Source organism: Novipirellula rosea (assembly GCF_039541335.1).
GTDB lineage: Bacteria > Planctomycetota > Planctomycetia > Pirellulales > Pirellulaceae > Novipirellula > Novipirellula rosea.
In genome coordinates this window covers 1-22835 of sequence record NZ_BAABGA010000014.1, presented here as the reverse complement: position 1 = coordinate 22835, position 22835 = coordinate 1, and the positions used below count along the sequence as shown (strand labels likewise).

Here is a 22835-nt window from a genome sequence, read left to right as displayed (position 1 = left end):
ACTGAACCGAAAGGTTCTTTATTTCACGAAGTCGCAGCACGGAGCCTCGCCCCCGAAAGGGCTCGAACAAGCGTCTAGAACGTTGGTTTTAGAAGCTTTCTCCAAAATCCGGTCCACGGTCAGAAGTCTTCAGCGCTTAGCTGAATCGACCTAGCCATTCAGTTCAGTTAAACCCGTTCGCTACTGCGGAATCGATGCGGCTCACCCTTCGTGCGATCGCCGCTCGATCTAAGGTAGCCGCGTCGTTTTCGCAGCGAACGGGCAGGCTAAGCAATCTCAACGATAGCGTGACTCCGGGGCTCTCCTTTAGCCCCCAAGAGCTTTCCGATTTCCCATTTTGGGCCAGATACCAATTAAACGCGCGCATCGGCCCCTTTTCTACAGACAATTCACAATCATGACATTTCACAACAAAAATTCGATGACTTCCTCAACCACACACTCACTGGAGTTCCTTCAAGTGTGTACTTGGACAATGACAGATACGGAAACGATTACCTATTACAAGTTCCAACGTCACCAACGCTGAATGACACGACAAAGGTTTGCGGGAGATCATGGCGATTACACCTGAAGAACTATCAAGAAAAGCGACGCTTTACTGCCAAAAGCACAATTGTACTCTGGAGCAGGAAACAAGATTTGGTCACGGTGTACATGGTACCGTATTCACCTGCTACCGATCCACGTCGAATGTGTCGAATGCACTGAAAATTCACGAGCGAGAATTGCCGTATCGTCGAGAGCGTGATGTCTATTTTCGCCTTCGCGACCTCAAAAACACCGAAATTGAAGGCCATCAGGTTCCCGTCTTGATCGATTGCGATGACGACCTGTGGGCAATCGAGATGTCAATGGTCAATCGTCCGTTTGTGCTCGACTTTGGTGTCGCCTACTTGGAACACCCACCCGACTTTGGTTACGAAGTCTGGGCCTAGTGGGAGCGTGAAAAAGAAGAGGAATTTGAGGCCAATTGGCCCAAAGCCGCGAGCGTCCTAGCCAGTCTGCGAAATTTGGGCATTCACGTCGCTGACGTGAACCCAGGCAATATTGGCTTCCCCCCAGCGAATCAACGGACGCTTGATCCAAAAGATTTTTGCGGCCTAGTGACCATACGTGTCACTGGATTCGCTAAGCTACTTCCACTTAACCCCCTGGTTGGATCCCTTAAGCTTGTGTCGGAACTGGTTCTTATGAAAACGTACCCAATTTCCCTTGAAATCGCTGGTCCCTCTGCGATGTGGACGCGTCCCAATACCGGCGATGCCCCCGTAAGCTATCTTGCTCTGACTTATTCCGCAGCCAAGGGGATTTTTGAATCCGTGTGTTGGCTTAAATCGGCTGTCGTGCGACCGACTCAAGTCGAGGTCTACCGCAATATCGATGTACAGCGAGTTCATCATGCCTGAGTTCAACGCGAGATGGACACAAGATCGGGCAAAGGCTCAGCTACTTCGAGAACATCTGTCTGGCGTGGCGGAAACGTCAGCGCGGCTGGCGAGTTTGGTACGTGCCAAAGACTCGAAGTTTGTTTCAGCAGCCAAACTTGCAGGACTGCTGCATGACCTTGGAAAGTATCGGGATTCATTTCAGAACTACTTGAATAGAGGCATAGGAAAAAAAGGATCCGCAGATACGGCTCACTCAATTTACGGGGCAGGGGCTGCCCTATTTCAATTCGAAAGTGTTGCATTGCTATTCGCAATCGCGGGGCACCACGCTGGCCTGCATGACCAAAGTAGTTTGCAACTTGCTCTGGAGAATCCAAAATTTGATGTGTCAAGGCGAGCGGAACAGTTACTCGAAATTGCCAGTTGCCCAGAAGAATTATCAGTGTTCCTGGACGATTTTCCGACAGAACAAAGCTCGCATTCAACAGCAGCCGACTTGCTGGAATTCGACGACAACGACCCTAACGACAAGCGGCGATTCGAAGTGTTTATTCGAATATTGTTCTCAATATTGGTTGATGCGGATCGGCTTAATTCAGAACAGTTCGAAGAATCACACCGACGAGGGATACCGTGGGAACGCAGGACTGCACACCTTGAAGCCGACCTTCTACTTAAACGTGTCGAGGCAGCCGCCGAACAGAAATCAAAACATGGAGAAGCAAATGAGTTGAATCGATTGCGATCCGAGGTCTTTGCTGCTTGCCGTGATCGAGGTGCAACTGAACCGCAAGGCTTCTACTCGCTTACGGTGCCTACCGGAGGAGGTAAGACTTTGTCTTCAATGGCGTTCTCATTGGCTCATGCAGCAAAACATCAACTTCGCCGCGTAATCGTCGTCATCCCATACCTCTCGATCATTGAACAGAATGCGAAGGAATATCGCGATATTCTTGGTTCGGCGAATGTGCTGGAACATCACAGTACTTTCGACTCTACAGTTTCAAATTCCCCGGACGAGAATAGAACGGCCACTGAAGAACCAAGCCATTCGTTGACGTACGAACAAGCTGTTGAAAATTGGGATGTTCCCGTCGTGGTAACGACATCGGTCCAGTTTATTGAGTCTCTGTTCGCGTCGGCGACAGGTCGCGCACGTAAGCTTCACAATATCGCGCGAAGTGTGGTCGTGTTTGACGAAGTGCAAACTTTGCCTACGCATCTCTTGGAACCAACTCTCGACATTCTGCGGACGCTGCAGCGGCACTTTGAGGTCAGTTTCCTATTTTGCTCAGCGACTCAACCTGCATTCCGAAAATCTGCTGGACTGGTAACTGGATTTGATGAACAAGAACTCCGTGAAATCGCACCGAACAGAAATCGACTCTTTGCGGCGTTGAGACGCACGACCTATCGTATTGAGCCACCCGAGTCGACATGGGATTGGCAGCGACTTGCAAAGGAGATCATTTCAGGTAAGCAGGCACTCAGTGTGGTAAACACGCGACGCCACGCAACCGAAGCGTTTGAAGCAGTATGCCAAAAAATCCCAGAAAAGTTTCGTTCCTGTGTGTTTCATCTTTCATCGTCGATGTGCGCCGCCCATCGTTTGGATTTACTTGGTCTGTCCCGCAACCCACCTCCAAACAATATCAAGTTGCGCCTTAACCAAGAAAACCCGAAGCGTTGCTATGTGATCTCGACACAGCTGATCGAAGCGGGCGTCGACATCGACTTCCCGCGAGTATTTCGAGCCATGGGACCTCTCGATTCGATTGTGCAAGCGGCGGGAAGATGCAATCGTGAGGGAAAGTTAACTGACGCCACCGGCAAGTCGATGCTTGGTGAAGTTGTCGTCTTTCGCCCAGCCGACGCGGGCTTACCAATGGGCATTTACGCAGATGCGACATCGTTGACCGAAGCCTATATCAGTGACCCAGACATGTTGGGTTTAGATCCCGAGTTGTTTGAACGTTACTTCAGCGAACTCTATCAGTATGCCGAAACCGACCGCGGTATCCAACAGCTACGGCAAGACTTTGCATTCCGTTCAGTCGCCCGAGACGCAAAAGTCATCAGTGATGACACCGTATCGGTCGTTGTTCCGTATCGCCGATCGATCAAAGCGATCGCCCGAATTCGCAAGTCTGAGTGGTTGGACTACAAAAAACTGCGTAAGTTGCAACGCTACATGGTCAACATGCGTTACGGTCAAGGAACAATGTTTCAACAGCTTGTTGCCGAGGGACGAATCCAGCCAATCCTCCCCGAAGCCAATATTTTTGTCCTGGACGATCATTGCTACGACATCCAACGAGGAGTTGTTTTTCAAGGACTAACGCCAGAGGAACTGATTCTATGAAACATGAAGGAGAACGAAGTATGACAAGAAAAAATCGAGTAACTGTTCGAGTCTGGGGCGATTTCGCCTGCTTCACTCGTCCGGAGATGAAGGTCGAGCGAGTCAGCTATCCAATCATGACACCATCTGCCGCTAGAGGCATCTTAGAAGCCATCTTCTGGGAACCACAAATGTGCTACCTGATTGACCAGATCGCCGTTATCAAAAAAGGAAATTGGCTTAGTTTTCGACGCAATGAAGTTTCAAGCGTAATAAGTATCAACGAAGCGAAATCATGGATGCAAGGAACGAGGCCAGTGAAGTTTGTCGAAGCGGGTGGTGGCGCGAGCGATGCAGCACAGAGAAACATGCTGGCACTCGCAGATGTCGAGTATTTAATAACGGCGGAAGTTTGCCTAACGCGTCGAGCCAATCCGCCGCGAGATAACCTCGGCAAGTACCTAAGTGAAATTGAGCGGCGTGCAAAACGTGGGAAGTGCTTTCATCGGCCAGCATTGGGCTGTCGGGAATTTGCTGCAGACTTTGATTGGGTTGATTCACGCGACGTTGGGAACCATAGGCTTGCTGACTGGGCTCACGATGAGCTCGGTCTCATTCTGTACGACGTGTTCGATGACGAATTGCGGCGATCCGCATCAGACGAGAATCCCCATGTGCGGCCACAGGCGAGCTTCTTTCGAGCCACCGTCAAAGACGCGGTGATGCAATGCCATCCCACCTCAGTTGCTGACCGTATTGTTCGATCCCAGGTTTAGGAGAGATGTATGTTGCTTCAAGCTTTGTATGAGTACGCTCATAGAAATAGACTTTTTGATGAATTGCCACTCCAAGAACGGAAGATTCACGCTTTGGTTCCATTGGATAGCAAGGGGAGAATGCGGATTCCCCACCTGATATCGCTTTCTCACATTGATGACAAAGGAAAAGTGCGAGCGGGTAAAAACATGCGTCTGCCTCGTTTCCCAGGCGAGAACAATGGAGGAAAATCGTATTTTCTCGCGGAGGGTTCAGGTGCAGTTTTTGGAATGGAAAAGAAAAGCGGAAAACCAATTGCCGCGCCAACTGCTACGGATAGCAGAAAGAAAGATAACAATGGCACAAAAGCGTTCCTGCATTTTTGGGACCAAATACAAATCGCTTTTGATGCGACTCAAGACGCTCGATTGGCTGCGTTGTTAGCTTTCCAACAAGAGAATTTCAAAATTGAACACGGAGAAATCATTTTCAGATCGCAATTTCTGAGAATGCGTCCCAAAGACAAAGGGCCAAAGAAAGGAGAACTCGAATTTGTAGCGAATGTGGGGATAGAGGACGCCAGCTACATATCAGTGGATAAAGCAACGTTCGCATTCAGTATTGACGGGGTACCTTTGGAAATAGGCGATCGCGATGACAGGTTAACGCAATACTGGTTCGATAAATTTCATTCGCTTGCGTTCTCGTCCGAAAACAATATCGGAGATGACGCGTCAAAGACAGAAACGATCGATAAAGCGAATCGGGCGACATTGTGCCTTCTGACCGGTGAAACGGGACAACCGATTGCGCGCTCCCATAAACCTACGATTACAGGTGTGCCCGGCATTTCCGGAGGTGGTTACATCGTATCATTTGCCAAAGCCGGACCAGCTTACTCGTCGTACGGGTTTGATATGGGCGGCAACTCTCCAATGTCCGAAACGGCTGCAGCTTCCTATGCGATGGCATTGAATGACATTCTCAAGGACAATAACAAGCATTTAAGGCTCGGCCCCGTTGTCATCTGCACTTGGGCAAGGAGCGACGTAGTATTTGCGAGGAAATCGCATCAATTCATGTCGAAAGCTCATCCGCAGCAAGTCAAAGATTTCCTGCGAACGCCATTCAGTGGAAATGTTGGAGCGTTGGCTCCATCGGAAGACCGACTCTACACAGCTGCGTTTGGAGGCAATGCGGGTCGCATCGTTGTAAAAAACTGGATTGACCAACCGCTTTCGGATGCTATCCGTCATTTTGAAGACTGGTGGCAAGATCTCCAGATCGCTCCCATGTTTGCGAAATTGCCTACCAAGCAGACGAAATCAAAAACGGCTATCAAGGATGAGGATGGACCGCCGTCTCCGTTCGCAATCCCTAACCTTGCGCTTGCAACACTTCGCGAATCGAAAAAACAAGGCACAGACAAACTCGTTGGCGAACGGATCATTCAACTTCTTCGATCTGCGAGAGAAGGGATCGCTTTGCCGATCACTCTTCTCAAGCCAATTCTGGACGAATTTCACTCGGCTCTGGTTTCTGATGATGCCAAGAAACCAACGTACCCGTTTAGCCAGTCTCGATTTGCGTTAGTCAAATTGATTCTGCTTCGTCAAATCCAACTTCAGTCCTATCCAAGCAAAGGTGCTTTCATGCCGACTCAACATTTAGCCGTAACGGATAACCAAGCATACAACCTTGGAAGACTATTAGCAGTATTCGAGAGCATCCAGGATCGATATCACAACTTCGAGAAAAAAGGAGCGGGTGTTGTTGAACGCTACTATGGAACGGCATCGTCAGCGCCTGCAGCCGTTTTTCCGCAACTCTGCCGCTTGACTAGGCATCACATCGCCAAAATACGAAAAGAACGACCCTACGATGCTAAACGTTTAGACGAGCAAATCGGTTCGATCTTACAGCGATTTACGCCAGACCAACCCGGTGCGCCTCCGAAGTTCAATCGCACATTGAATCTACAGAGCCAAGGCATTTTTGCCCTCGGGTTTTACCAACAACGCGCCTACGACAAGGCTGCGTCAGGGATCCGTTCAAAACTAGGTGAAGCTCGCAAGTTGCGAACGCAGGGCAAGTCCTACGACGATACGTTGCAAAATGCCAAGGAGCTTGCCGAAGATTTGGGCTATGTCGACCTGATTGAAGCGGTAAAGCAATTTTATCAAGTACAGGAAACGAGCTGAGCAAGCTGAACAGCGACCGAAATTCTATTTGTACGTAACGTCCTTAAAAATCAACTTCAATTCCGAAAACTGGAGGCAACATGCCAAGCCCAATCCTTAGCCGCCGTCATGATATTTTCATTCTGTTCGACGTTACCAATGGAAATCCAAATGGAGATCCAGACGCAGGTAACCTTCCAAGAATGGATCCGACATCTAACAAAGGCCTCGTGTCCGACGTTTGTCTAAAACGTAAGATCCGCAACTTCGTTGCTCAATTCCCACCGGATCGAGAGGCCAATGACGAGAACGGATTTGGGATTCTGATTCAACAAGGAAACATTTTGAATGACGAGATCAAGAAAGGCATCACCGCAGCAACGGAGAAATTTGACAAAAAGGCGACCGATAAGGAGAAAGCTGAAGCAACCAAGAACTGGCTATGCCGCGAGTTTTTTGATGTACGCACATTTGGAGCAGTTCTTTCAACTGGCGAAGACGTAATGAAGGGATCGGCTCACGGTCAAGTCCGAGGTCCGATTCAATTTACCTTCGCAAAATCCTGCGATCCGATTACCCCGTTGGAAATCTCGATTACTCGATGCGCTGTGACCAAGCCTGAAGATGAAAAGAAGGAACGTACAATGGGCAACAAGCACATTGTGCCTTACGGGCTTTATGCCGCCAAAGCCTTTGTTTCGCCTCTCTTCGCTGAGAAGACTGGCTTTACGGATAGCGATCTCGAAACATTTTTCGAGGCGTTACAGCACATGTTTGACCACGATCAGTCTGCCGCACGCCCCGAGATGAACGTTCTTGCTGTCTACGATTTTGAACATGTGGGGACACAATCGAAGAATAATGCGTCCAATAATGCACGAGAAGCAAAACTCGGTTGTGCACACGCTTGGAAACTGTTTGACACCATTGATGTTGAACTGAAGAAGAATCCTGACGGCTCTCTTCGAGATTATCCCGAATCGTTTTCCGATTACGAAGTTTCGGACACGTGGAATCATGATGAACCGCCCGAGGGCATTCGCGGAGTCCAGATTCACCGTCGTGTCGATCCCCGAAACATATAGGTGATTTTCGCACGTTAGGGGAATAGTAGGCGGACGACTTGCTGTCGATCCGCTACTTCTACGATTGTTTATATTGCGAACAGCGGGCGGCCAGGTGTTTTTGAGTGGACATTGAAGTACGACAAGTTCCTGGGATGCATGGCCGGAGTTATCGACAATGTTGAGATGCTCGATGGCGGTTTGGCGTTTTCCTAAAGTCAGACAGTCAACTGCATCTTACGTTAATTGCGAATTTGGAACGCTGATCTTCACTCATTGCACACTAATACCGAGCCTGCAGTTCGTTACTTTGAATAGTGTTCAATTTGAGCCGATTAGTGTTCCCAAACTTAGCCTTCCCCACAGCGAGTCTTTGACATGGCTGACGACGACTTGCTTTCAATTCGCTACCTCAACGACTTTTTGTTTTGTGAGCGAAGGGCCGCGTTGCATTTGAATGAACAGATTTGGAAGGACAACCAGTTCACCAGCGAAGGGCTATTGGCTCATAAGCGTGTCGACATACCGAAGAACTTACGTCGGTCAGATCGTCGGCAGGTAACCGGAATGTGGTTGGTTTCCTATAAACTGGGTTTGATTGGCATCAGTGACCTGGTGGAGCTGCGAGACAACGACAAAGGTCCACCGATTCCTTATCCGGTCGACTTCAAACGAGGTAAAAAGCGACGCTGGGACAATAACGAGGCGCAACTGTGCGCTCAAGCCATGTGTTTGGAAGAGATGCTTGGCGTGGACGTGCCGGTCGGTGCGATCTTTCACATCAAGAGTCAGCATCGCGAAGAAGTTGTCTTCGACGAAACTCTGCGATCTTTGACGAAAAATACAGCCAAGCGGCTTCGCGAACTTGTTGAGTCGAGTGAAACGCCGACGGCGAAGTTCAAACCAAAGTGCAAAGGATGCTCGTTATTTGAGTGGTGTATGCCGAAATCACTGCGCCCTCGTTCCACTGCCGCGAAATACCTGCAATCGATTGTCGATGACGGAATTGCCGAACCTTCTGATGGGGACTCACTATGAAGCATCACCTCAATACGTTATTCATCTTCACGCAGGGTGCCTACTTGCGGAAAGAATCCGAAACCGTGGTGGTGCGGGTCGATAAGGAATCCAAGACACGGCTGCCACTGCTGAACATTGGCTCCATTGCGTGTTTTGGGCGGGTTGGTATCAGTCCCCAGTTGATGGGTTTCTGTGGTCAAAAAGGGATCGCGATCACATTCATGACCGAACACGGGCGATTTTTGGCGGCTGTCAACGGATTCACGCCGGGAAACGTTCTCCTGCGGCGGGAGCAGTATCGACGCGCAGACGATCTGGATTCAGCCAAGCTGATTGCACTCGCCTGCATCATCGGCAAGCTGGCAAACTATCGTACCGTTCTGCGCCGTGGAGTCCGAGATCAACCAGCGTCCGATGCAACGCAGCGGTTAACCCGCACGGCAAACCGCATCGATATGGCAATCCGAACGCTCAACGATTCGTTATCGTTGGACCAACTTCGTGGCATGGAAGGCGAGTTCAGTGCGGAATATTTTGGCGTTTTTAACGACTTGATTACAACGAGCAAGGGACAGTTTGTCTTTTCTGGTCGGACACGAAGGCCTCCCAAAGATAGAGTCAACGCGATGCTCTCCTTCCTTTACAGCATGTTGACGAACGATTTGCGGTCAGCGTGTGAAGCCGCTGGTTTGGATGCAGCGGTAGGCTTCTTGCATCGCGATCGCCCCGGACGCCCGAGTCTCGCACTTGATTTGATGGAAGAGTTCCGTGCAGTGATGGTGGATCGGTTGGTTCTTTCGCTAATCAATCGTGGTCAGGTCAAATCCAACGGATTCGTCGAAGAGCCTGGCAACGGGATTCGGATGAACGAGGCAACACGCAAGACGATCGTCGCCGCATACCAAAAACGCAAACAGGAGACTGTTACTCATCCATTTCTGAACGAGAAGATGACGCTCGGTTTGGTGCCGCACATCCAAGGCCGGCTCCTGGCAAGACACTTACGAGGCGATTCGGACGCTTATCCGCCGTTTGCATGGAAATAGGGAGCTATCTCAATGATGGTACTAGTCACCTACGATGTTGCCACCTCCGATCGAGTTGGCCAGCGTCGATTACAGAAAGTCGCAAAAACATGCCAAAACTTCGGTCAACGCGTGCAGAATTCAGTTTTTGAGTGTGATGTTTCGATGGAGCAGTTTGTGCGACTGAAAGGCGAATTGACGGACCTCATCGAGCCATCGACAGATAGTTTACGATTCTACTTTCTCGGCAACAATTGGAAGCATCGAGTGGAACATATCGGGGCCAAGCCGGTCACCCCGATAGACGATCCGCTCATCCTCTAACATCAAGCGACGCAATCGCCCGCGAACCCAAAGCGACCGGCCAAATCATGGCAGGATCGCGATTGACGTAAGCAGTGTTGCTGCCATGCTTTGCGTTGCATTCGCATCGCTTATGAAGCCAACCTTCGGCGGAGCCGATTGGGTTCGCGAATCCCCCCCTCTTACGCTAGGCACCCGTTGTACTTAAGAATGAGGGATCGTCCGCTCGCGAGAGCGGACGCGGATTGAAACATCATCCGGGAAAGCATGGACGCCGCTGTTTGCAATCGTCCGCTCGCGAGAGCGGACGCGGATTGAAACGAGGAAGTGGAAGCCGACGAAGTCGCTAGCTAACATCGTCCGCTCGCGAGAGCGGACGCGGATTGAAACTGATCGCCACCCGACAACGTCGCTCCGTGCGCAATCGTCCGCTCGCGAGAGCGGACGCGGATTGAAACTCACGGGGTGAATTGGCTGCTAATCGCTGTGGTATCGTCCGCTCGCGAGAGCGGACGCGGATTGAAACGTTGGCCAATTGCCGGCACGCCAGGTACTTCGCATCGTCCGCTCGCGAGAGCGGACGCGGATTGAAACGATCTCGATGTCGATGTGCTTTCTCTTGCGAGTATCGTCCGCTCGCGAGAGCGGACGCGGATTGAAACAGCAACGCAGTGCATCACCTTCCTGCAATCCGAATCGTCCGCTCGCGAGAGCGGACGCGGATTGAAACCGTCGTTTAATGCCAGCGTTAGGATGACGACCTATCGTCCGCTCGCGAGAGCGGACGCGGATTGAAACAAAGGTCTTGCCGCCGATGTGGTCGATGTCATACCATCGTCCGCTCGCGAGAGCGGACGCGGATTGAAACTAAAGGGGTCAATCACGTTTTGGCCAAGGCCGGCATATCGTCCGCTCGCGAGAGCGGACGCGGATTGAAACGTTGCGGATGTTCGCCCCTGATTCGTGCGGCCCATCGTCCGCTCGCGAGAGCGGACGCGGATTGAAACAACTTCTCGGGAACAAGCAGGACGTCGCCGCGGAATCGTCCGCTCGCGAGAGCGGACGCGGATTGAAACTTCGCCTGGGATGATCGTCGGCACCGGGTTTTCATCGTCCGCTCGCGAGAGCGGACGCGGATTGAAACTAAACACTGAAATCGGACTGTATGAGCGACGACATCGTCCGCTCGCGAGAGCGGACGCGGATTGAAACTCAAGACCGTCATCGGTGCGGCGGTGGTATCTGATCGTCCGCTCGCGAGAGCGGACGCGGATTGAAACGCCGCGACTATCAAATAAAGTTGCCGATCTGTTATCGTCCGCTCGCGAGAGCGGACGCGGATTGAAACGTTCGTCAATCAGCAAACCACGACTCACGCACAATCGTCCGCTCGCGAGAGCGGACGCGGATTGAAACACCAGTTTGTCCGAGAACTTGGCCGCACGTCGCTATCGTCCGCTCGCGAGAGCGGACGCGGATTGAAACAACAATGGTCTCCGGCATCTTTAGCACTCTGGATCGTCCGCTCGCGAGAGCGGACGCGGATTGAAACGTGTACGATCACGCTCTTGGACACCGCCTCGATATCGTCCGCTCGCGAGAGCGGACGCGGATTGAAACATCTGCAGCGATGCGGACTGTTGGTGCTGGACATCGTCCGCTCGCGAGAGCGGACGCGGATTGAAACAGTCATAAACCGCGACCGGCTGGTCGGTCGTTAGATCGTCCGCTCGCGAGAGCGGACGCGGATTGAAACCGACAACCAATCCTCGACCAGTGCCGATCCGATCATCGTCCGCTCGCGAGAGCGGACGCGGATTGAAACTCTCCATGTTGCCGAATCCAAAGAAAGCCAAGGGATCGTCCGCTCGCGAGAGCGGACGCGGATTGAAACAAACCGGTCAACATCAAGTCCTCGTTCGCCTGAGATCGTCCGCTCGCGAGAGCGGACGCGGATTGAAACTGTTCGATCAACGAATTCGCGATCGTGCACGAGGATCGTCCGCTCGCGAGAGCGGACGCGGATTGAAACTTCGACGGATCTTGGTAGTAATGTTCGAGCGTCCCATCGTCCGCTCGCGAGAGCGGACGCGGATTGAAACGATCTTCTTTTCGTTCGCGGCAAGCGATGCAAAATCGTCCGCTCGCGAGAGCGGACGCGGATTGAAACTTAGAGTCACCGCGTCGCACCTGATACGTCGCGAGATCGTCCGCTCGCGAGAGCGGACGCGGATTGAAACTCTTGGATCGCTGAGTGAACTGCTTGTCGTCCAATCGTCCGCTCGCGAGAGCGGACGCGGATTGAAACGATCGCGAGGGCCTTATTCCAGACGTCGCGATAGATCGTCCGCTCGCGAGAGCGGACGCGGATTGAAACATACACTTCGTTGTCTGACACAAGGTGGTCTGTACATCGTCCGCTCGCGAGAGCGGACGCGGATTGAAACTTCCTTCGATCGAGCTCAAGGCTTCGCTTCCACCATCGTCCGCTCGCGAGAGCGGACGCGGATTGAAACATCCCAGCCGTTTGCGACAGTGAAAACATGGTATCGTCCGCTCGCGAGAGCGGACGCGGATTGAAACTGCATTCGCGTCGTTTCCTGATGTACCGTTAACATCGTCCGCTCGCGAGAGCGGACGCGGATTGAAACTCTCTGGCTGCCGCAAAGGCTTGTTTCCGCCGAATCGTCCGCTCGCGAGAGCGGACGCGGATTGAAACGTTTGAGAAGTTCCTTTTGCGAAATGTTCCAGTATCGTCCGCTCGCGAGAGCGGACGCGGATTGAAACTTCTTTCTCAAATTTCTTGATGAGGGCAGAAAATCGTCCGCTCGCGAGAGCGGACGCGGATTGAAACCGATCAATCGTTGTCGCCAATGGTCGGTCTGTAATCGTCCGCTCGCGAGAGCGGACGCGGATTGAAACTGGACGCGACAACAGGTAAGCGACGCCGTCGGATCGTCCGCTCGCGAGAGCGGACGCGGATTGAAACTCTCTAATTCAAATGCAACTGGCCGAGCTACCGAAATCGTCCGCTCGCGAGAGCGGACGCGGATTGAAACGCTGTCGCTGGAGTCGACTATCTAAAAGTCTACAGATCGTCCGCTCGCGAGAGCGGACGCGGATTGAAACTTGATGGCGATAGAATCGGATCCGGTCGACGAAATCGTCCGCTCGCGAGAGCGGACGCGGATTGAAACACAAGCCGCACACTTCTGACCGCGTTGGAGCGAATCGTCCGCTCGCGAGAGCGGACGCGGATTGAAACGACAATCAATATGTAATCGATCAACCTCAGGGAATCGTCCGCTCGCGAGAGCGGACGCGGATTGAAACAGCATGGGGCATGTTTTTTCAAGACGTTTCCGACATCGTCCGCTCGCGAGAGCGGACGCGGATTGAAACAATCCGGCCGCTGGTCGCCCAAGCTTGTCGGGATCGTCCGCTCGCGAGAGCGGACGCGGATTGAAACATCAGGTTGTCGCGGATGCGTACCGCAACCATGCACATCGTCCGCTCGCGAGAGCGGACGCGGATTGAAACGTTCTCTCGCTGATCAAGTCGTCTATCGGTCCGGTATCGTCCGCTCGCGAGAGCGGACGCGGATTGAAACATGACATTGGCACCTTCGGTGCCTTCGTTGGCGTAGATCGTCCGCTCGCGAGAGCGGACGCGGATTGAAACGTCAAGTGATTGCCGATGACGATGCAGACAAAGCATCGTCCGCTCGCGAGAGCGGACGCGGATTGAAACTGTTGTTTCGACCAAGCGTGCATTTTTCCGCCGAATCGTCCGCTCGCGAGAGCGGACGCGGATTGAAACCAAGTGCACCACGATGCAAGTCGTCCTCGAAAGATCGTCCGCTCGCGAGAGCGGACGCGGATTGAAACTGCAGTTCCGCCGCGGCTTCCTCCAGACTCAAGATCGTCCGCTCGCGAGAGCGGACGCGGATTGAAACGTTGAAACTGAACTCAAAGCTGCAGCACCGCCCCAAATCGTCCGCTCGCGAGAGCGGACGCGGATTGAAACTAGACACCAGACAATCTCGTATACCGCCATATATCGTCCGCTCGCGAGAGCGGACGCGGATTGAAACTATCAAACCAGGCTTACAATTGACCCGGTCGGGGCGCATCGTCCGCTCGCGAGAGCGGACGCGGATTGAAACACCTCTGCCGGCGTCTTCGAGTCCCAGTTTTCATCGTCCGCTCGCGAGAGCGGACGTGGATTGAAACATGTTTGCAACCCACCGCATTAGCCAGAGGGTAATGGGCCTCATACTAAACGACATAACCTTGTCGAAGAATTGAACCGTACGAGCAATCCGCTCGTTGTGCGTGAAGCCTGCGCAATGGCACTGTTTCAGGCCGCTGACAAATGGCTGGAAGCACGCGAGCGATTGCTGAACCTACTGGAGGATGAATCGAACCACGAAGACTTACGAGCTTCCGCTGCATGGGCATTGGAAGACGCGGCGACCAAAGATTTGTCGATTGCTGAAATGCTGCTCCGTGCTGCAGAGCATGATTCATCAGAGTCAGTATCGGTGGCAGCTATTGGATCACTCGAGGGTGTAGCTGAAAAAGAACAATTCTGTGAACCTTTGCGCAGATTCGTTTTCCGATCTGACTTTCGCACGAGACCTGCATATTCCGTGATTGTCAATTTGCTTGTCGAAGAAAGGATTGCTTGGGACGCTCGCCTTGCTGATCGCGTTGAAAAAGTAATTCGCTCAATAGGTGATGCGGATCAACACTATGGAGATCCTTGCCCTCATGCCTTGGCTTGCTTACAGCAGATTGTGGATCATCGCGAACGTATCGAATACGCGTCTGGGCAAGCCACCGAGCGTCAGGACAGCACATTCCAGGGATCTAATAGCTAAAAAAATGGAACACCGCGACCGCCCCAAAGGGCGGCCACGGTGTTCCGGTTGTTAGCGGCGGTTGCGATGACTTCGGCTGCGGCCGACGTTGTAGCCTTTGCAGCTACCGGTGCGGCTGCCGGCTTTGAAAAAACATCGTGCGACGAAGCCGATGATGATCCAACCTGTTAGTCCTTCCATTTGACCTCCTTACGAATACGAGTTGGGGCTGGGTGCCTTGTTGAAAGCTCGTGCCCTGACCGTTTCGTTAGCGAGTGTCGTAGACGGTCCATTCACCGGACAGCAGATTGACGCTGGTGTCGGCGTCGGTCGGGATGTCGCGGAGCCAGCGGGTAAACTGGTGGACCATGATTCCCGCCGCGATACTGGCGGCGTACACCGTGCTCCGCGAAGTGCAGGTTCCTTGTTGGGCTTCGGATGAAGTGAAAAGTGTCAATGCGTAGTGTATTTCCGACTCGATGTCGGTGACGGCGAGGACTCGCAGCACTTCGCCGAGCATCCGGCCATCGGCCCAGAATCCCATACGCGATTGAACCGAACGCCAGATCGCCGTCCGCGCCGTGATAGAGTCGACGCAGCAGAAGACGGCATTGCCGATTTCTTGGCGCGGACGGAAACGATCCTCCAATCGAATGACTTCGATGGTTGGGTCAATTTCGCCGATGGCTTGCGACGTCGCAAAAGGCTTCGCCAATCCAACCTCGTGCTTTCGGTAGCCCTGCGTTGTCGTGTTGGACAAGTCAACGTTATCGAAGTCGATCAGTTGGATTCTCGGTGTGCCGATCGAGGCGAGTTGTAGGGCGACTTGGCGTCCGATCGCGCCGACACCGATCACCGTTGCGGTGACTTCAGCCAACCGGTCCATCGGAACCAGTTGGCTTTGACGTTCAAAACGATTTGACGTTGCACTCAATGCCCTACCTCCAACAGACGATCACTCCACCGATCGGCTGCCGAAGCGTTCCGTTCCCACCAGTCGGCGTCCTCGAAGGTTTCGGCAAACGTGTGACGTGAGGAAAACGGATCGTAGACAGTCACGTTGTCACAGTATTCAATGAACCAAGCTTCGTGGTCGGAGGCAGGAAACTCAGTATCGAATACGGTACGGCATCGTAGTCGTCGTTCAGTTCCTGGGCCGACGTTGAAGCGTGCTCGCGTGTAGGTGTTACCCTCCTCGGCGATGATGTGCATCACCGCCCAGCCGACGCCACCGAAACAACGGTCGAACGTTTCTTCATCGGTGCCGCTTGGGGAGGGCGACGCACCGGGATGCGTGTGAATCCAGATTCTTGCGAACTGTTCTGGTTGCCGACCGGCGTCGACTTGTTGGTCGAAGAAGTCGGCAACGCTGTCGTCGTTGAATTCGACCGAGACAACTGAGCAAACTTGTTCGACAAGCTGAATATCTTCAACGAGCAACAGATCGCTGGCGCTGGAGATGCCGAACCCTCCTACTTCGGTGGGGCCGATATCACGCAGGTACAGAAGCTTTGCCATCGCGTACGGTGTGAACCGCAGCGACCGTTTGCTCGACTTCTCCGCATTCTTCTTCACTCGCTTCGTTTTGTTTAGTGATGCAATCATCACAGGTTCCTTCAAAAAGACAGGTGTTACAGAAAGAATTGCCGCAGTCGTCGCACGACTTCAGGCACATTAGGCAAGCATCGTCGCCACAGCTTTCGCAGGACGAGATGCACTCACTGCAAAACCGGTCCACGCAGGAATCGCAGGAGGTACTGCAATCAGGACATAGTTCGGTTTCGCATTTGCAGCATCCGACGACTTCGTCTCGGTCGACGTTGTCGCCACATGATTTGCAGCTGACTCCGTTCCAATCTTCGATTTGCATGTAGGCTGAATCGGGGTTGTAATTCCGCAGCACGTGATCGACGACGCAAAAGAAGTCGTAGATGCGTCCCTCATCGAGGGATCGCCGGATCGCGTCCGCCCCTTCCCCTTCGCACAGCGTTTCGCCTTGCACGTGAGGATGCGTAACGCTGTCATTGGATGAGGGGCAGTTCGGCTCGACTGCGATCACTTCATACGGGGACGACTCCTTGATGAACTTCCAGTTCAAGCAGATCTCGAAGCTTCCGAGTTCAACGTCTTCAAGCGAGATGCTCGATGTCTGGACTGTGAGACGTTGCTTTGCGCGATCAATCGTGACGCTCTTGAACTCGCCGCGGAGTGCTTCGATCTCTCGATAGACGGACGATACTGTCGGTTCGAGGCGTGGTTTAGCAAGACGATTCAAGTCGTCGATCACGAGAGCCGACCGCGTTCGCAGCACATCAAGTGCCCCTCGCAGTCGGTCGGTGGCATCCATTGCTGCGGCGTTCCAGTTCCTTGCGGTGGAAGCTTCAATCCGTCGCCGCCAGCGACGACACTGATCGAACGACTCGTCCAGTGCAGTCATTGCTTTGAGAGCCTGAACGCCTTGTATCGCGTTCAGGATTTCGACCGCCGCTCGGTAATCGTGCTTGATTTCGTACTTCATAGCATTGGCTCCAAAAGAAGCCCAGTCGCGATGGTCAGCCACTTGCAGCCAAACCGCCCCGACTGGGCAATGAACATTGAAATCAGACCGCGCCTTCAATCTTGAGCGGCGTGAATGAGACGCGGTCGCCATCACGGAGCACTTGATCCGCAGGGGCTGGTTGCCGATTGACACGGATCAGATAACTGTCGGCATGGAACCTGCCGACATGTCGCTCGAACATCTGCTGGACTGTGGTGTTTTCGGGAGCTTCGACGTGGTGAGCGTAACCACCAGCATCATTGGAGATGAGGAGTACCTTCATGTTTGGTTCTCTTGGGTTTTGGGGAGGTAAACTTGCGTTTGGGAAAACGAAGCCGCCGCTGTCCACGAATGGGAAAGCGACGGCTCGTTACGTTTGGTTGCTTACTACGATGAGGTTTCATCGCGTTAGCAGAGTGCGGCTTCGGGATCGAAGCGGCCTTCATCGAGTTCCTCGCGAAAGAGGTCGAAGTCATCCCAGTCGATAACGCGACCGCCGTGCACGGGATCGGTCGGGTCGTCGATGGGAATGGCAGGGTCCAGGAGCATGAAACCGAGGCGTTTAACTGCGGAAACAGTGTCTCCGGTAGCCGCAGCCACGGCACGATTGAGTTCGTTTTGGTTCATCGGAAAGGTTCCTTACTGAAAGGGGAAACGAAAAAAGCCCCGAGCGTCTGACTTGAAGTCAAACAATCGGGGCTTTGCGATAACGGGAAAAATGGAACGGCTACTCTCGCGAGCGAGTTAGCCAATTCTGCTGAAACCAAGCCACTTCTGCTGCCAAGGCTTCGCTACGTTTGTCGAAGGGGCCAAGCAGCAACGGCCGCCAACGGGAGATAGGTCGGCAGTCCATTAACCGCCCTCTGCGGGTTAGACGTGTGACCATGAAAGGTTGTTACTGGGCCGCTTAAACGAGGGACGAGTCGATCGTCGAAGACCATCCTCGCAGTGACCGATGGCGGAACAACAATTTCGATGTTGCTCACTGAGGACCTCGGATGATGTTGCGGCGAGGTCGATCGGTCATCAAATGAGCCAAGCTCGATTCCACGTCAGCGATTGAGCAACCGGATCTCGAAACGAAGATCGCTCGCGATCGAGTTCTTCGATGGCCTCTGCGATTTCACTTCGTAACATGGTCATGGGTGTCGAAATCGGAAATATCGTGCCGCCTTAGTAATCGCATGCCTGGCTCGGTGTTTCGTCTACAGAGCTCATGAATCTCCTCGTGTAACGGTGGGACTCCAAGCTGTTGAGCATGGAGTGAAGGCAAGTTCAACTCGAACTGATCGAGTCCTTTGACAACTGGTTCGCTCGTGGTCGACGTCAAGAGAACGTTCCAGCGCGTCTTAGAATGATCCTCGTTCGTGAAATCGGTTTAGGTCGGGCAGACGCGTTTGTCGCTACAAGACTGCCCCTGCCATCGTTCGGCGTAGATGAACATTGCTGACTGAAAACTCTAGGGACCACCCCGTTAGTTGTATGTCGTCTCGACCAGGGAATTGGAGATTTGGTCGATCTCAGAATCCCAATCCTCGAACCGGCTTGGAGTTGCTGCAAATCGAATCTCAACAACATCATCCGCGAAATGTTGTAGTTCAATCATCACCTGCACTCTCGTCCCACGTTCCGAATAAACGAAGTTCTGGCGAGTCATCGCACGACCATTGGCGAGGATGGCTATTTTTTGGCTTGCTTCTGCATTGGGCAAATCACTGACAACGAGTTCAGCTAGGTTGTCCGCATGATCGCTAAGCGTTTTTGCAGAGATGTCCCTCCAGGAAACAGCCTTGATCATGACCAAGAGATCGCGACGCCCATCGGCCATAGAGATTCCACCGATAAATGGAATTTCGGCATCGCTCGGCTTGAAGGTGTCAGGAACCGTGATCGCGTATCGACCGCCACCTACCAGGACGGGGGTCACGCCACCAGTGATCGAAGGCTCGGGTTTCGGTGGGCCAAGCAGAATCACCAAGATAGCGGGGAAAGCAAGAGCTACGACAACAAGCACAATTCCGGCGACCTTGTAGGAAATGACCGAAGTGGATTCGACTTTCTTGCTTCCAACCATGTTGAGAGCTTTCGTGACGAAAGATGCTCCTGTTGCAACGATTCCTGCGAGCAAGAACAAGCAACCAAGGACCCGCAGAAACGAAACGATAATGAACCACAGGAGGCCCAGTTCTTGGGCAAAGCCAGTAAAGCCTATCACGGCCATGCCAGTGCCAAATGCGAGTACGGCGTAGCTGAACCAGGGTTCCGTTCTGAATCGGGTCATGCCTGCCGGTCTCGAAGAATGCGATTCTGTCATGATTATTTTTCTCGAAGGAGGTAGACGACTATAGGTAGCATTGATAAATGATACTCATAGTCCGTGGCGTTGTGGTGGCTGGATGACGACTATCGGCATCATGGCCGACAGCGACATCCTGGAACGATTTGGCGAGAGAGTGCGAAAGCTGCGCAAGAAACGCGGCTGGTCACAGGAAGAGTTCGCACACCAATGTGGCTTGGACCGAACCTACGTCGGTGGGGTCGAGCGGGGTGAGCGGAATATCGCCCTAAGAAACATCGAGCGTATCGCCGAGACGTTGGAGATGACGCTCAGCCAGTTGATGGGCGGAATCTAGGCTCTTGGAGTCCGTTGGCGAGCCTGCTGCGTCGCCGTGGGAGACCGCTTTCGGTTGGTGATTCATGATAAGAATCATTGCGTATTGTGAGCCAAAGTGTTCCGCTAGCCGGTCGTTCTCGGCAGGACTTCGGAGATTTCCTGATGGAAAAGGGGAAAACGAAAAAAGCCCCGCTCGCCTGACCTAAAGTCAAACGAACGGGGCTTTGCGATAACGGTAAAAATGGAACGGCTACCCTCGCGAGCGAGTTAGCCAATTCTGCTGAAGCCAAGTCACTTCTGCTGCCAAGGCTTCGCTACGCTTGTCGAAAGGTCCGAGTGTCGGACCATCGACCGGGGAAAGATCTGCGGTCCATTGACCGTCGAGAGTTGGCTCCACGTGTGAACCACGCCGGATTGCGATGCAACCGACTGAACGAACATCAAGGCGATCATCGAAAATCATTTGAGTCTCGCCGTTAGTTGCGACGACTAAATCGATGGTCTTCACCGGGGACCTCGGATGATGTTCCGGCGCGGTCGATCGGTCATCAACTCATCGAGACTCGTTTCGACTTCGGTCAAAGAGCGAGCCACTCGTTCACGCAATGACGACCGAACTCGTAGGTCTTGCGGGTCGACTCCAGTAATCACCTGCCTTGCGTTCTCAACTAGTTGATTGAGATCGTCGTTGCTTCCAATGTTGAGATGCTGGAATCGTCCGAAGAACTCATTTAGGTTGGCAATGGCAGAGTCGCGAAAGACTTTCGGCTTCCCATCCACTGAGCCGGACAAGCGTTCGGCCAGATGACCGACCAACTGCGAGAGTTCTTCGGCAAATGTTTGCTCGGCCAGTTCAACGGCTTCAGCGAACTTCGCTTTCACACGTTGGCATTCTTGTTCGTACAACTCCGGATTGACCGTCCGCAGATACGCAGGCGGTGTGACCGACGGAAAATCCCAGGTTATCCCGAACAGATCCGAGACGGAGTCGGGATAGTCTGTTGGATCGAACAGGTGCCCGAGTTGATTGCGGGCTTGATCGACGAGTTCCGCGAAACTGAGGTCGAGTTCGTCGACGGCTTCGCTAAGTTCCACTTGGATGACAATCATTCGATCGTCAAACTCCGAAACATCGCCGCGGCGTAACAACCGGACGCCAGGTTCGATATACGGCAAGGTCATACCTTTCCACAATGCACTCGCCTTGGTCTTGATTGCCGAGACGGCGCGGAACGAAGGATGCGATGTGTCGAAGAGACGTTTGGCGGCCGAGAGCGTGCGACTGTCGGCGTCGAACGCGCCGGCCGCTTGTAGTTTCTGGTCACGACTGAGACTCTTGCGAGTGCCGGGCCAGCGGATGTGCAACCGCGCGGCGGTCGTTTCGGCTTGAAGCCGCGTGCCGTGTGATGGCTGATTCTGGGTCACACGATCTTCGAGCATGGTGCTCATGGATTCTCCTTTGTTTAAGTTGGTGTCACAAATTAAGCGGGTCAAATCGAAGCCGATCAATGATGGTTTCGATTTCGTCAGCGGTTAGCACCGGATGCGGGGAGACATCGAAGTAATGTCGAGTGGTGGATTTGTCTGCGCGAGCCATCTCATCCTTCCAAAATCGCAGTGCTGCCCGGATCGTGGCGAGTTGGTTTTGAGTGAGCACGTTAAAACGCCTCAATTCTGAGACGGATTGGCACGCGACACCCGGCGCCGCGATTGTGGCTTGGCATCATGCTGGTAAATTCCAGACTTTTCCGCATCCAAGCAACGCCCGCTGGCCCATTGCCGCAAACGGTCCACCGATTCCGTTGCCGTGACTGCGACGGGAACTACGTTCAACCCCGCTTGTTTAAGCGGAATGTCAAGCAGGGCAGATAGTCGGCAGCAAGCACGAATTTCCGCGCCGGTCCACCTCTCATCGGCCGGTCGCTTCTGCTCCTCTTCTATCCCGAACATGGTGATGTACTGGTTCCAGATTCGATCTTTCTGGTCACGCTGCGGCAGATCGAGGAACACGATTCCGTCGAACCGCTCAGCACGAGAGAGCTCCGGAGGCATCCGCGTGATATCGTTGCAGGTCGCGATCAGGTAGACGTTCGAGGTATGGTCATTCATCCAACTGAGCAACGTGCCCAGCATACGCGACGATACCCCGGAATCGTTTTGACCTGATCCCGCCGCCCCACTGAGCGCCTTCTCGATCTCGTCGATGAACAGAATGCAAGGCGCCATGGCGTCTGCGATCTGCAACGCACGCCGAACATTCTGCTCGGTTTGCCCAACAAGGCTTCCCATCAACGCCCCGATGTCGAGGATAAGCGTGGGACGTCCGGTCTCTTTACCAAGTGCTTTTGCAAATGCCGACTTTCCCGTTCCCGGAACACCCAACAACAGTACGCCACGAGGTTGCTTCAGCGGGTTGTCACGACCATGCTGAAGTAGTGATCGTTTGCAGAACGCCTTTAAGCTGTCGAGTCCGCCGAGGCATGTGAAATCGTCACTGCTCTTGTAGAGCTGAATCAAACCGGACTTTTTGAGCATGCTTGCTTTCAGTTCCCAAACCGATTCCGGCTGGATCACGGAATCACGAACTAGGCTCAATCCGAAAGCGTTCTCAGCCTCCAATCGCGTCAACCCCATTGCCGCATCGAGCACCGTTTCGAGTCGGTCGGCGCTGGGGAGTTCGCCTTCTTCGGTGGCAATGGCTTCGGCGATCTCTTTGAGTTGTTCGCGTGTCGGCAGCGGAT

At 53.2% G+C, this 22835-nt stretch carries 21 protein-coding genes and 1 CRISPR repeat array; of the genes, 11 read left to right on the top strand and 10 right to left on the bottom strand.

Annotation, left to right across the window (positions count from 1 at the left end; translation table 11 throughout):
• Nucleotides 1-695: 695 nt before the first annotated feature.
• From ABD971_RS05210 to ABD971_RS05160, 10 genes are all read left to right on the top strand, one after another.
• A complete protein-coding gene (locus ABD971_RS05210; RefSeq protein WP_345320090.1) occupies nt 696-938 on the top strand; it encodes a hypothetical protein in 243 nt (80 codons plus the stop codon).
• A 255-nt stretch (nt 939-1193) separates the two neighbouring features.
• On the top strand, nt 1194-1409 hold the full coding sequence (gene cas5 / locus ABD971_RS05205; RefSeq protein WP_345320088.1) for a CRISPR-associated protein Cas5: 216 nt from the start codon (nt 1194-1196) through the stop codon (nt 1407-1409).
• Nucleotides 1384-3753: a CRISPR-associated helicase Cas3' gene (gene cas3, locus ABD971_RS05195; protein WP_425571260.1), complete on the top strand. Its 2370-nt coding sequence runs from the start codon at nt 1384-1386 to the stop codon at nt 3751-3753. Before cas5 ends, cas3 begins: the two co-directional genes overlap by 26 nt.
• Nucleotides 3750-4508 (top strand): type I-C CRISPR-associated protein Cas5c, encoded by a 759-nt coding sequence (gene cas5c / locus ABD971_RS05190; RefSeq protein ID WP_345320086.1) that lies wholly within the window; start codon nt 3750-3752, stop codon nt 4506-4508. Before cas3 ends, cas5c begins: the two co-directional genes overlap by 4 nt.
• A 9-nt stretch (nt 4509-4517) precedes the next feature.
• Nucleotides 4518-6689: a type I-C CRISPR-associated protein Cas8c/Csd1 gene (gene cas8c, locus ABD971_RS05185; RefSeq protein WP_345320084.1), complete on the top strand. Its 2172-nt coding sequence runs from the start codon at nt 4518-4520 to the stop codon at nt 6687-6689.
• An 80-nt stretch (nt 6690-6769) separates the two neighbouring features.
• On the top strand, nt 6770-7753 hold the full coding sequence (gene cas7c, locus ABD971_RS05180) for a type I-C CRISPR-associated protein Cas7/Csd2 (protein ID WP_345320082.1): 984 nt from the start codon (nt 6770-6772) through the stop codon (nt 7751-7753).
• A 357-nt stretch (nt 7754-8110) separates the two neighbouring features.
• Nucleotides 8111-8770, top strand: a complete 660-nt coding sequence (gene cas4, locus ABD971_RS05175; protein WP_345320080.1) for a CRISPR-associated protein Cas4 — start codon at nt 8111-8113, stop codon at nt 8768-8770.
• Nucleotides 8767-9798, top strand: a complete 1032-nt coding sequence (gene cas1c, locus ABD971_RS05170) for a type I-C CRISPR-associated endonuclease Cas1c (RefSeq protein WP_345320078.1) — start codon at nt 8767-8769, stop codon at nt 9796-9798. Before cas4 ends, cas1c begins: the two co-directional genes overlap by 4 nt.
• A gap of 12 nt (nt 9799-9810) precedes the next feature.
• A complete protein-coding gene (gene cas2, locus ABD971_RS05165) occupies nt 9811-10101 on the top strand; it encodes a CRISPR-associated endonuclease Cas2 (RefSeq protein ID WP_345320076.1) in 291 nt (96 codons plus the stop codon).
• A 196-nt stretch (nt 10102-10297) separates the two neighbouring features.
• Nucleotides 10298-14312: a CRISPR direct-repeat array (repeat unit 35 nt; unit sequence ATCGTCCGCTCGCGAGAGCGGACGCGGATTGAAAC).
• 164 nt (nt 14313-14476) lie between these two features.
• The gene (locus tag ABD971_RS05160) at nt 14477-14962 is read left to right on the top strand and encodes a hypothetical protein (RefSeq protein WP_345320074.1); all 486 of its coding nucleotides are present in this window, start codon (nt 14477-14479) and stop codon (nt 14960-14962) included.
• A 51-nt stretch (nt 14963-15013) separates the two neighbouring features.
• Here the strand turns inward: ABD971_RS05160 and ABD971_RS05155 are convergent, their stop codons facing one another.
• From ABD971_RS05155 to ABD971_RS05125, 7 genes are all read right to left on the bottom strand, one after another.
• Nucleotides 15014-15142, bottom strand: coding sequence for a hypothetical protein (locus ABD971_RS05155; protein ID WP_345320072.1), 129 nt, complete (start codon nt 15140-15142; stop codon nt 15014-15016).
• Nucleotides 15143-15209: 67 nt separating this feature from the next.
• A complete protein-coding gene (locus tag ABD971_RS05150) occupies nt 15210-15875 on the bottom strand; it encodes a ThiF family adenylyltransferase (protein ID WP_345320070.1) in 666 nt (221 codons plus the stop codon).
• A complete protein-coding gene (locus ABD971_RS05145) occupies nt 15872-16459 on the bottom strand; it encodes a Mov34/MPN/PAD-1 family protein (protein WP_345320068.1) in 588 nt (195 codons plus the stop codon). The genes ABD971_RS05150 and ABD971_RS05145 overlap by 4 nt, the downstream gene beginning before the upstream one ends.
• Nucleotides 16434-17459, bottom strand: a complete 1026-nt coding sequence (locus tag ABD971_RS05140; RefSeq protein ID WP_345320066.1) for a hypothetical protein — start codon at nt 17457-17459, stop codon at nt 16434-16436. The genes ABD971_RS05145 and ABD971_RS05140 overlap by 26 nt, the downstream gene beginning before the upstream one ends.
• An 82-nt stretch (nt 17460-17541) precedes the next feature.
• Complete coding sequence (locus ABD971_RS05135; protein WP_345320064.1) at nt 17542-17763, bottom strand: MoaD/ThiS family protein; 222 nt, start codon at nt 17761-17763, stop codon at nt 17542-17544.
• A 125-nt stretch (nt 17764-17888) separates the two neighbouring features.
• On the bottom strand, nt 17889-18107 hold the full coding sequence (locus ABD971_RS05130; RefSeq protein WP_008691726.1) for a hypothetical protein: 219 nt from the start codon (nt 18105-18107) through the stop codon (nt 17889-17891).
• Nucleotides 18108-18954: 847 nt separating this feature from the next.
• Nucleotides 18955-19794: a hypothetical protein gene (locus ABD971_RS05125; RefSeq protein WP_345320058.1), complete on the bottom strand. Its 840-nt coding sequence runs from the start codon at nt 19792-19794 to the stop codon at nt 18955-18957.
• A gap of 82 nt (nt 19795-19876) precedes the next feature.
• Here ABD971_RS05125 and ABD971_RS05120 point away from each other — a divergent pair, with 82 nt between their 5' ends.
• Nucleotides 19877-20113: a helix-turn-helix domain-containing protein gene (locus ABD971_RS05120; protein WP_345320057.1), complete on the top strand. Its 237-nt coding sequence runs from the start codon at nt 19877-19879 to the stop codon at nt 20111-20113.
• 231 nt (nt 20114-20344) lie between these two features.
• On the opposite strand, the gene ABD971_RS05115 is transcribed toward ABD971_RS05120, so the two are convergent.
• The 3 genes from ABD971_RS05115 to ABD971_RS05105 all read right to left on the bottom strand — a co-directional run.
• On the bottom strand, nt 20345-20557 hold the full coding sequence (locus ABD971_RS05115) for a hypothetical protein (protein ID WP_345320092.1): 213 nt from the start codon (nt 20555-20557) through the stop codon (nt 20345-20347).
• 41 nt (nt 20558-20598) lie between these two features.
• On the bottom strand, nt 20599-21543 hold the full coding sequence (locus ABD971_RS05110) for a hypothetical protein (RefSeq protein ID WP_345320055.1): 945 nt from the start codon (nt 21541-21543) through the stop codon (nt 20599-20601).
• Nucleotides 21544-21762: 219 nt separating this feature from the next.
• On the bottom strand, nt 21763-22835 hold a 1073-nt coding region (locus ABD971_RS05105; protein WP_345320053.1), incomplete at its 5' end, for an AAA family ATPase.

Excerpts from the sequence above, each read along its gene's own strand:
- cas5 (WP_345320088.1), top strand. The coding sequence starts at position 1,194 with ATGAAAACGTACCCAATTTCCCTTGAAATCGCTGGTCCCTCTGCGATG.
- cas3 (WP_425571260.1), top strand. The coding sequence starts at position 1,384 with ATGTACAGCGAGTTCATCATGCCTGAGTTCAACGCGAGATGGACACAA.
- cas5c (WP_345320086.1), top strand. The coding sequence starts at position 3,750 with ATGAAACATGAAGGAGAACGAAGTATGACAAGAAAAAATCGAGTAACT.
- cas8c (WP_345320084.1), top strand. The coding sequence starts at position 4,518 with ATGTTGCTTCAAGCTTTGTATGAGTACGCTCATAGAAATAGACTTTTT.
- cas7c (WP_345320082.1), top strand. The coding sequence starts at position 6,770 with ATGCCAAGCCCAATCCTTAGCCGCCGTCATGATATTTTCATTCTGTTC.
- cas4 (WP_345320080.1), top strand. The coding sequence starts at position 8,111 with ATGGCTGACGACGACTTGCTTTCAATTCGCTACCTCAACGACTTTTTG.
- cas1c (WP_345320078.1), top strand. The coding sequence starts at position 8,767 with ATGAAGCATCACCTCAATACGTTATTCATCTTCACGCAGGGTGCCTAC.
- cas2 (WP_345320076.1), top strand. The coding sequence starts at position 9,811 with ATGATGGTACTAGTCACCTACGATGTTGCCACCTCCGATCGAGTTGGC.
- ABD971_RS05155 (WP_345320072.1), bottom strand. The coding sequence starts at position 15,142 with ATGGAAGGACTAACAGGTTGGATCATCATCGGCTTCGTCGCACGATGT.
- ABD971_RS05145 (WP_345320068.1), bottom strand. The coding sequence starts at position 16,459 with ATGGCAAAGCTTCTGTACCTGCGTGATATCGGCCCCACCGAAGTAGGA.
- ABD971_RS05140 (WP_345320066.1), bottom strand. The coding sequence starts at position 17,459 with ATGAAGTACGAAATCAAGCACGATTACCGAGCGGCGGTCGAAATCCTG.
- ABD971_RS05135 (WP_345320064.1), bottom strand. The coding sequence starts at position 17,763 with ATGAAGGTACTCCTCATCTCCAATGATGCTGGTGGTTACGCTCACCAC.
- ABD971_RS05130 (WP_008691726.1), bottom strand. The coding sequence starts at position 18,107 with ATGAACCAAAACGAACTCAATCGTGCCGTGGCTGCGGCTACCGGAGAC.
- ABD971_RS05125 (WP_345320058.1), bottom strand. The coding sequence starts at position 19,794 with ATGACAGAATCGCATTCTTCGAGACCGGCAGGCATGACCCGATTCAGA.
- ABD971_RS05120 (WP_345320057.1), top strand. The coding sequence starts at position 19,877 with ATGACGACTATCGGCATCATGGCCGACAGCGACATCCTGGAACGATTT.
- ABD971_RS05115 (WP_345320092.1), bottom strand. The coding sequence starts at position 20,557 with ATGATTTTCGATGATCGCCTTGATGTTCGTTCAGTCGGTTGCATCGCA.
- ABD971_RS05110 (WP_345320055.1), bottom strand. The coding sequence starts at position 21,543 with ATGAGCACCATGCTCGAAGATCGTGTGACCCAGAATCAGCCATCACAC.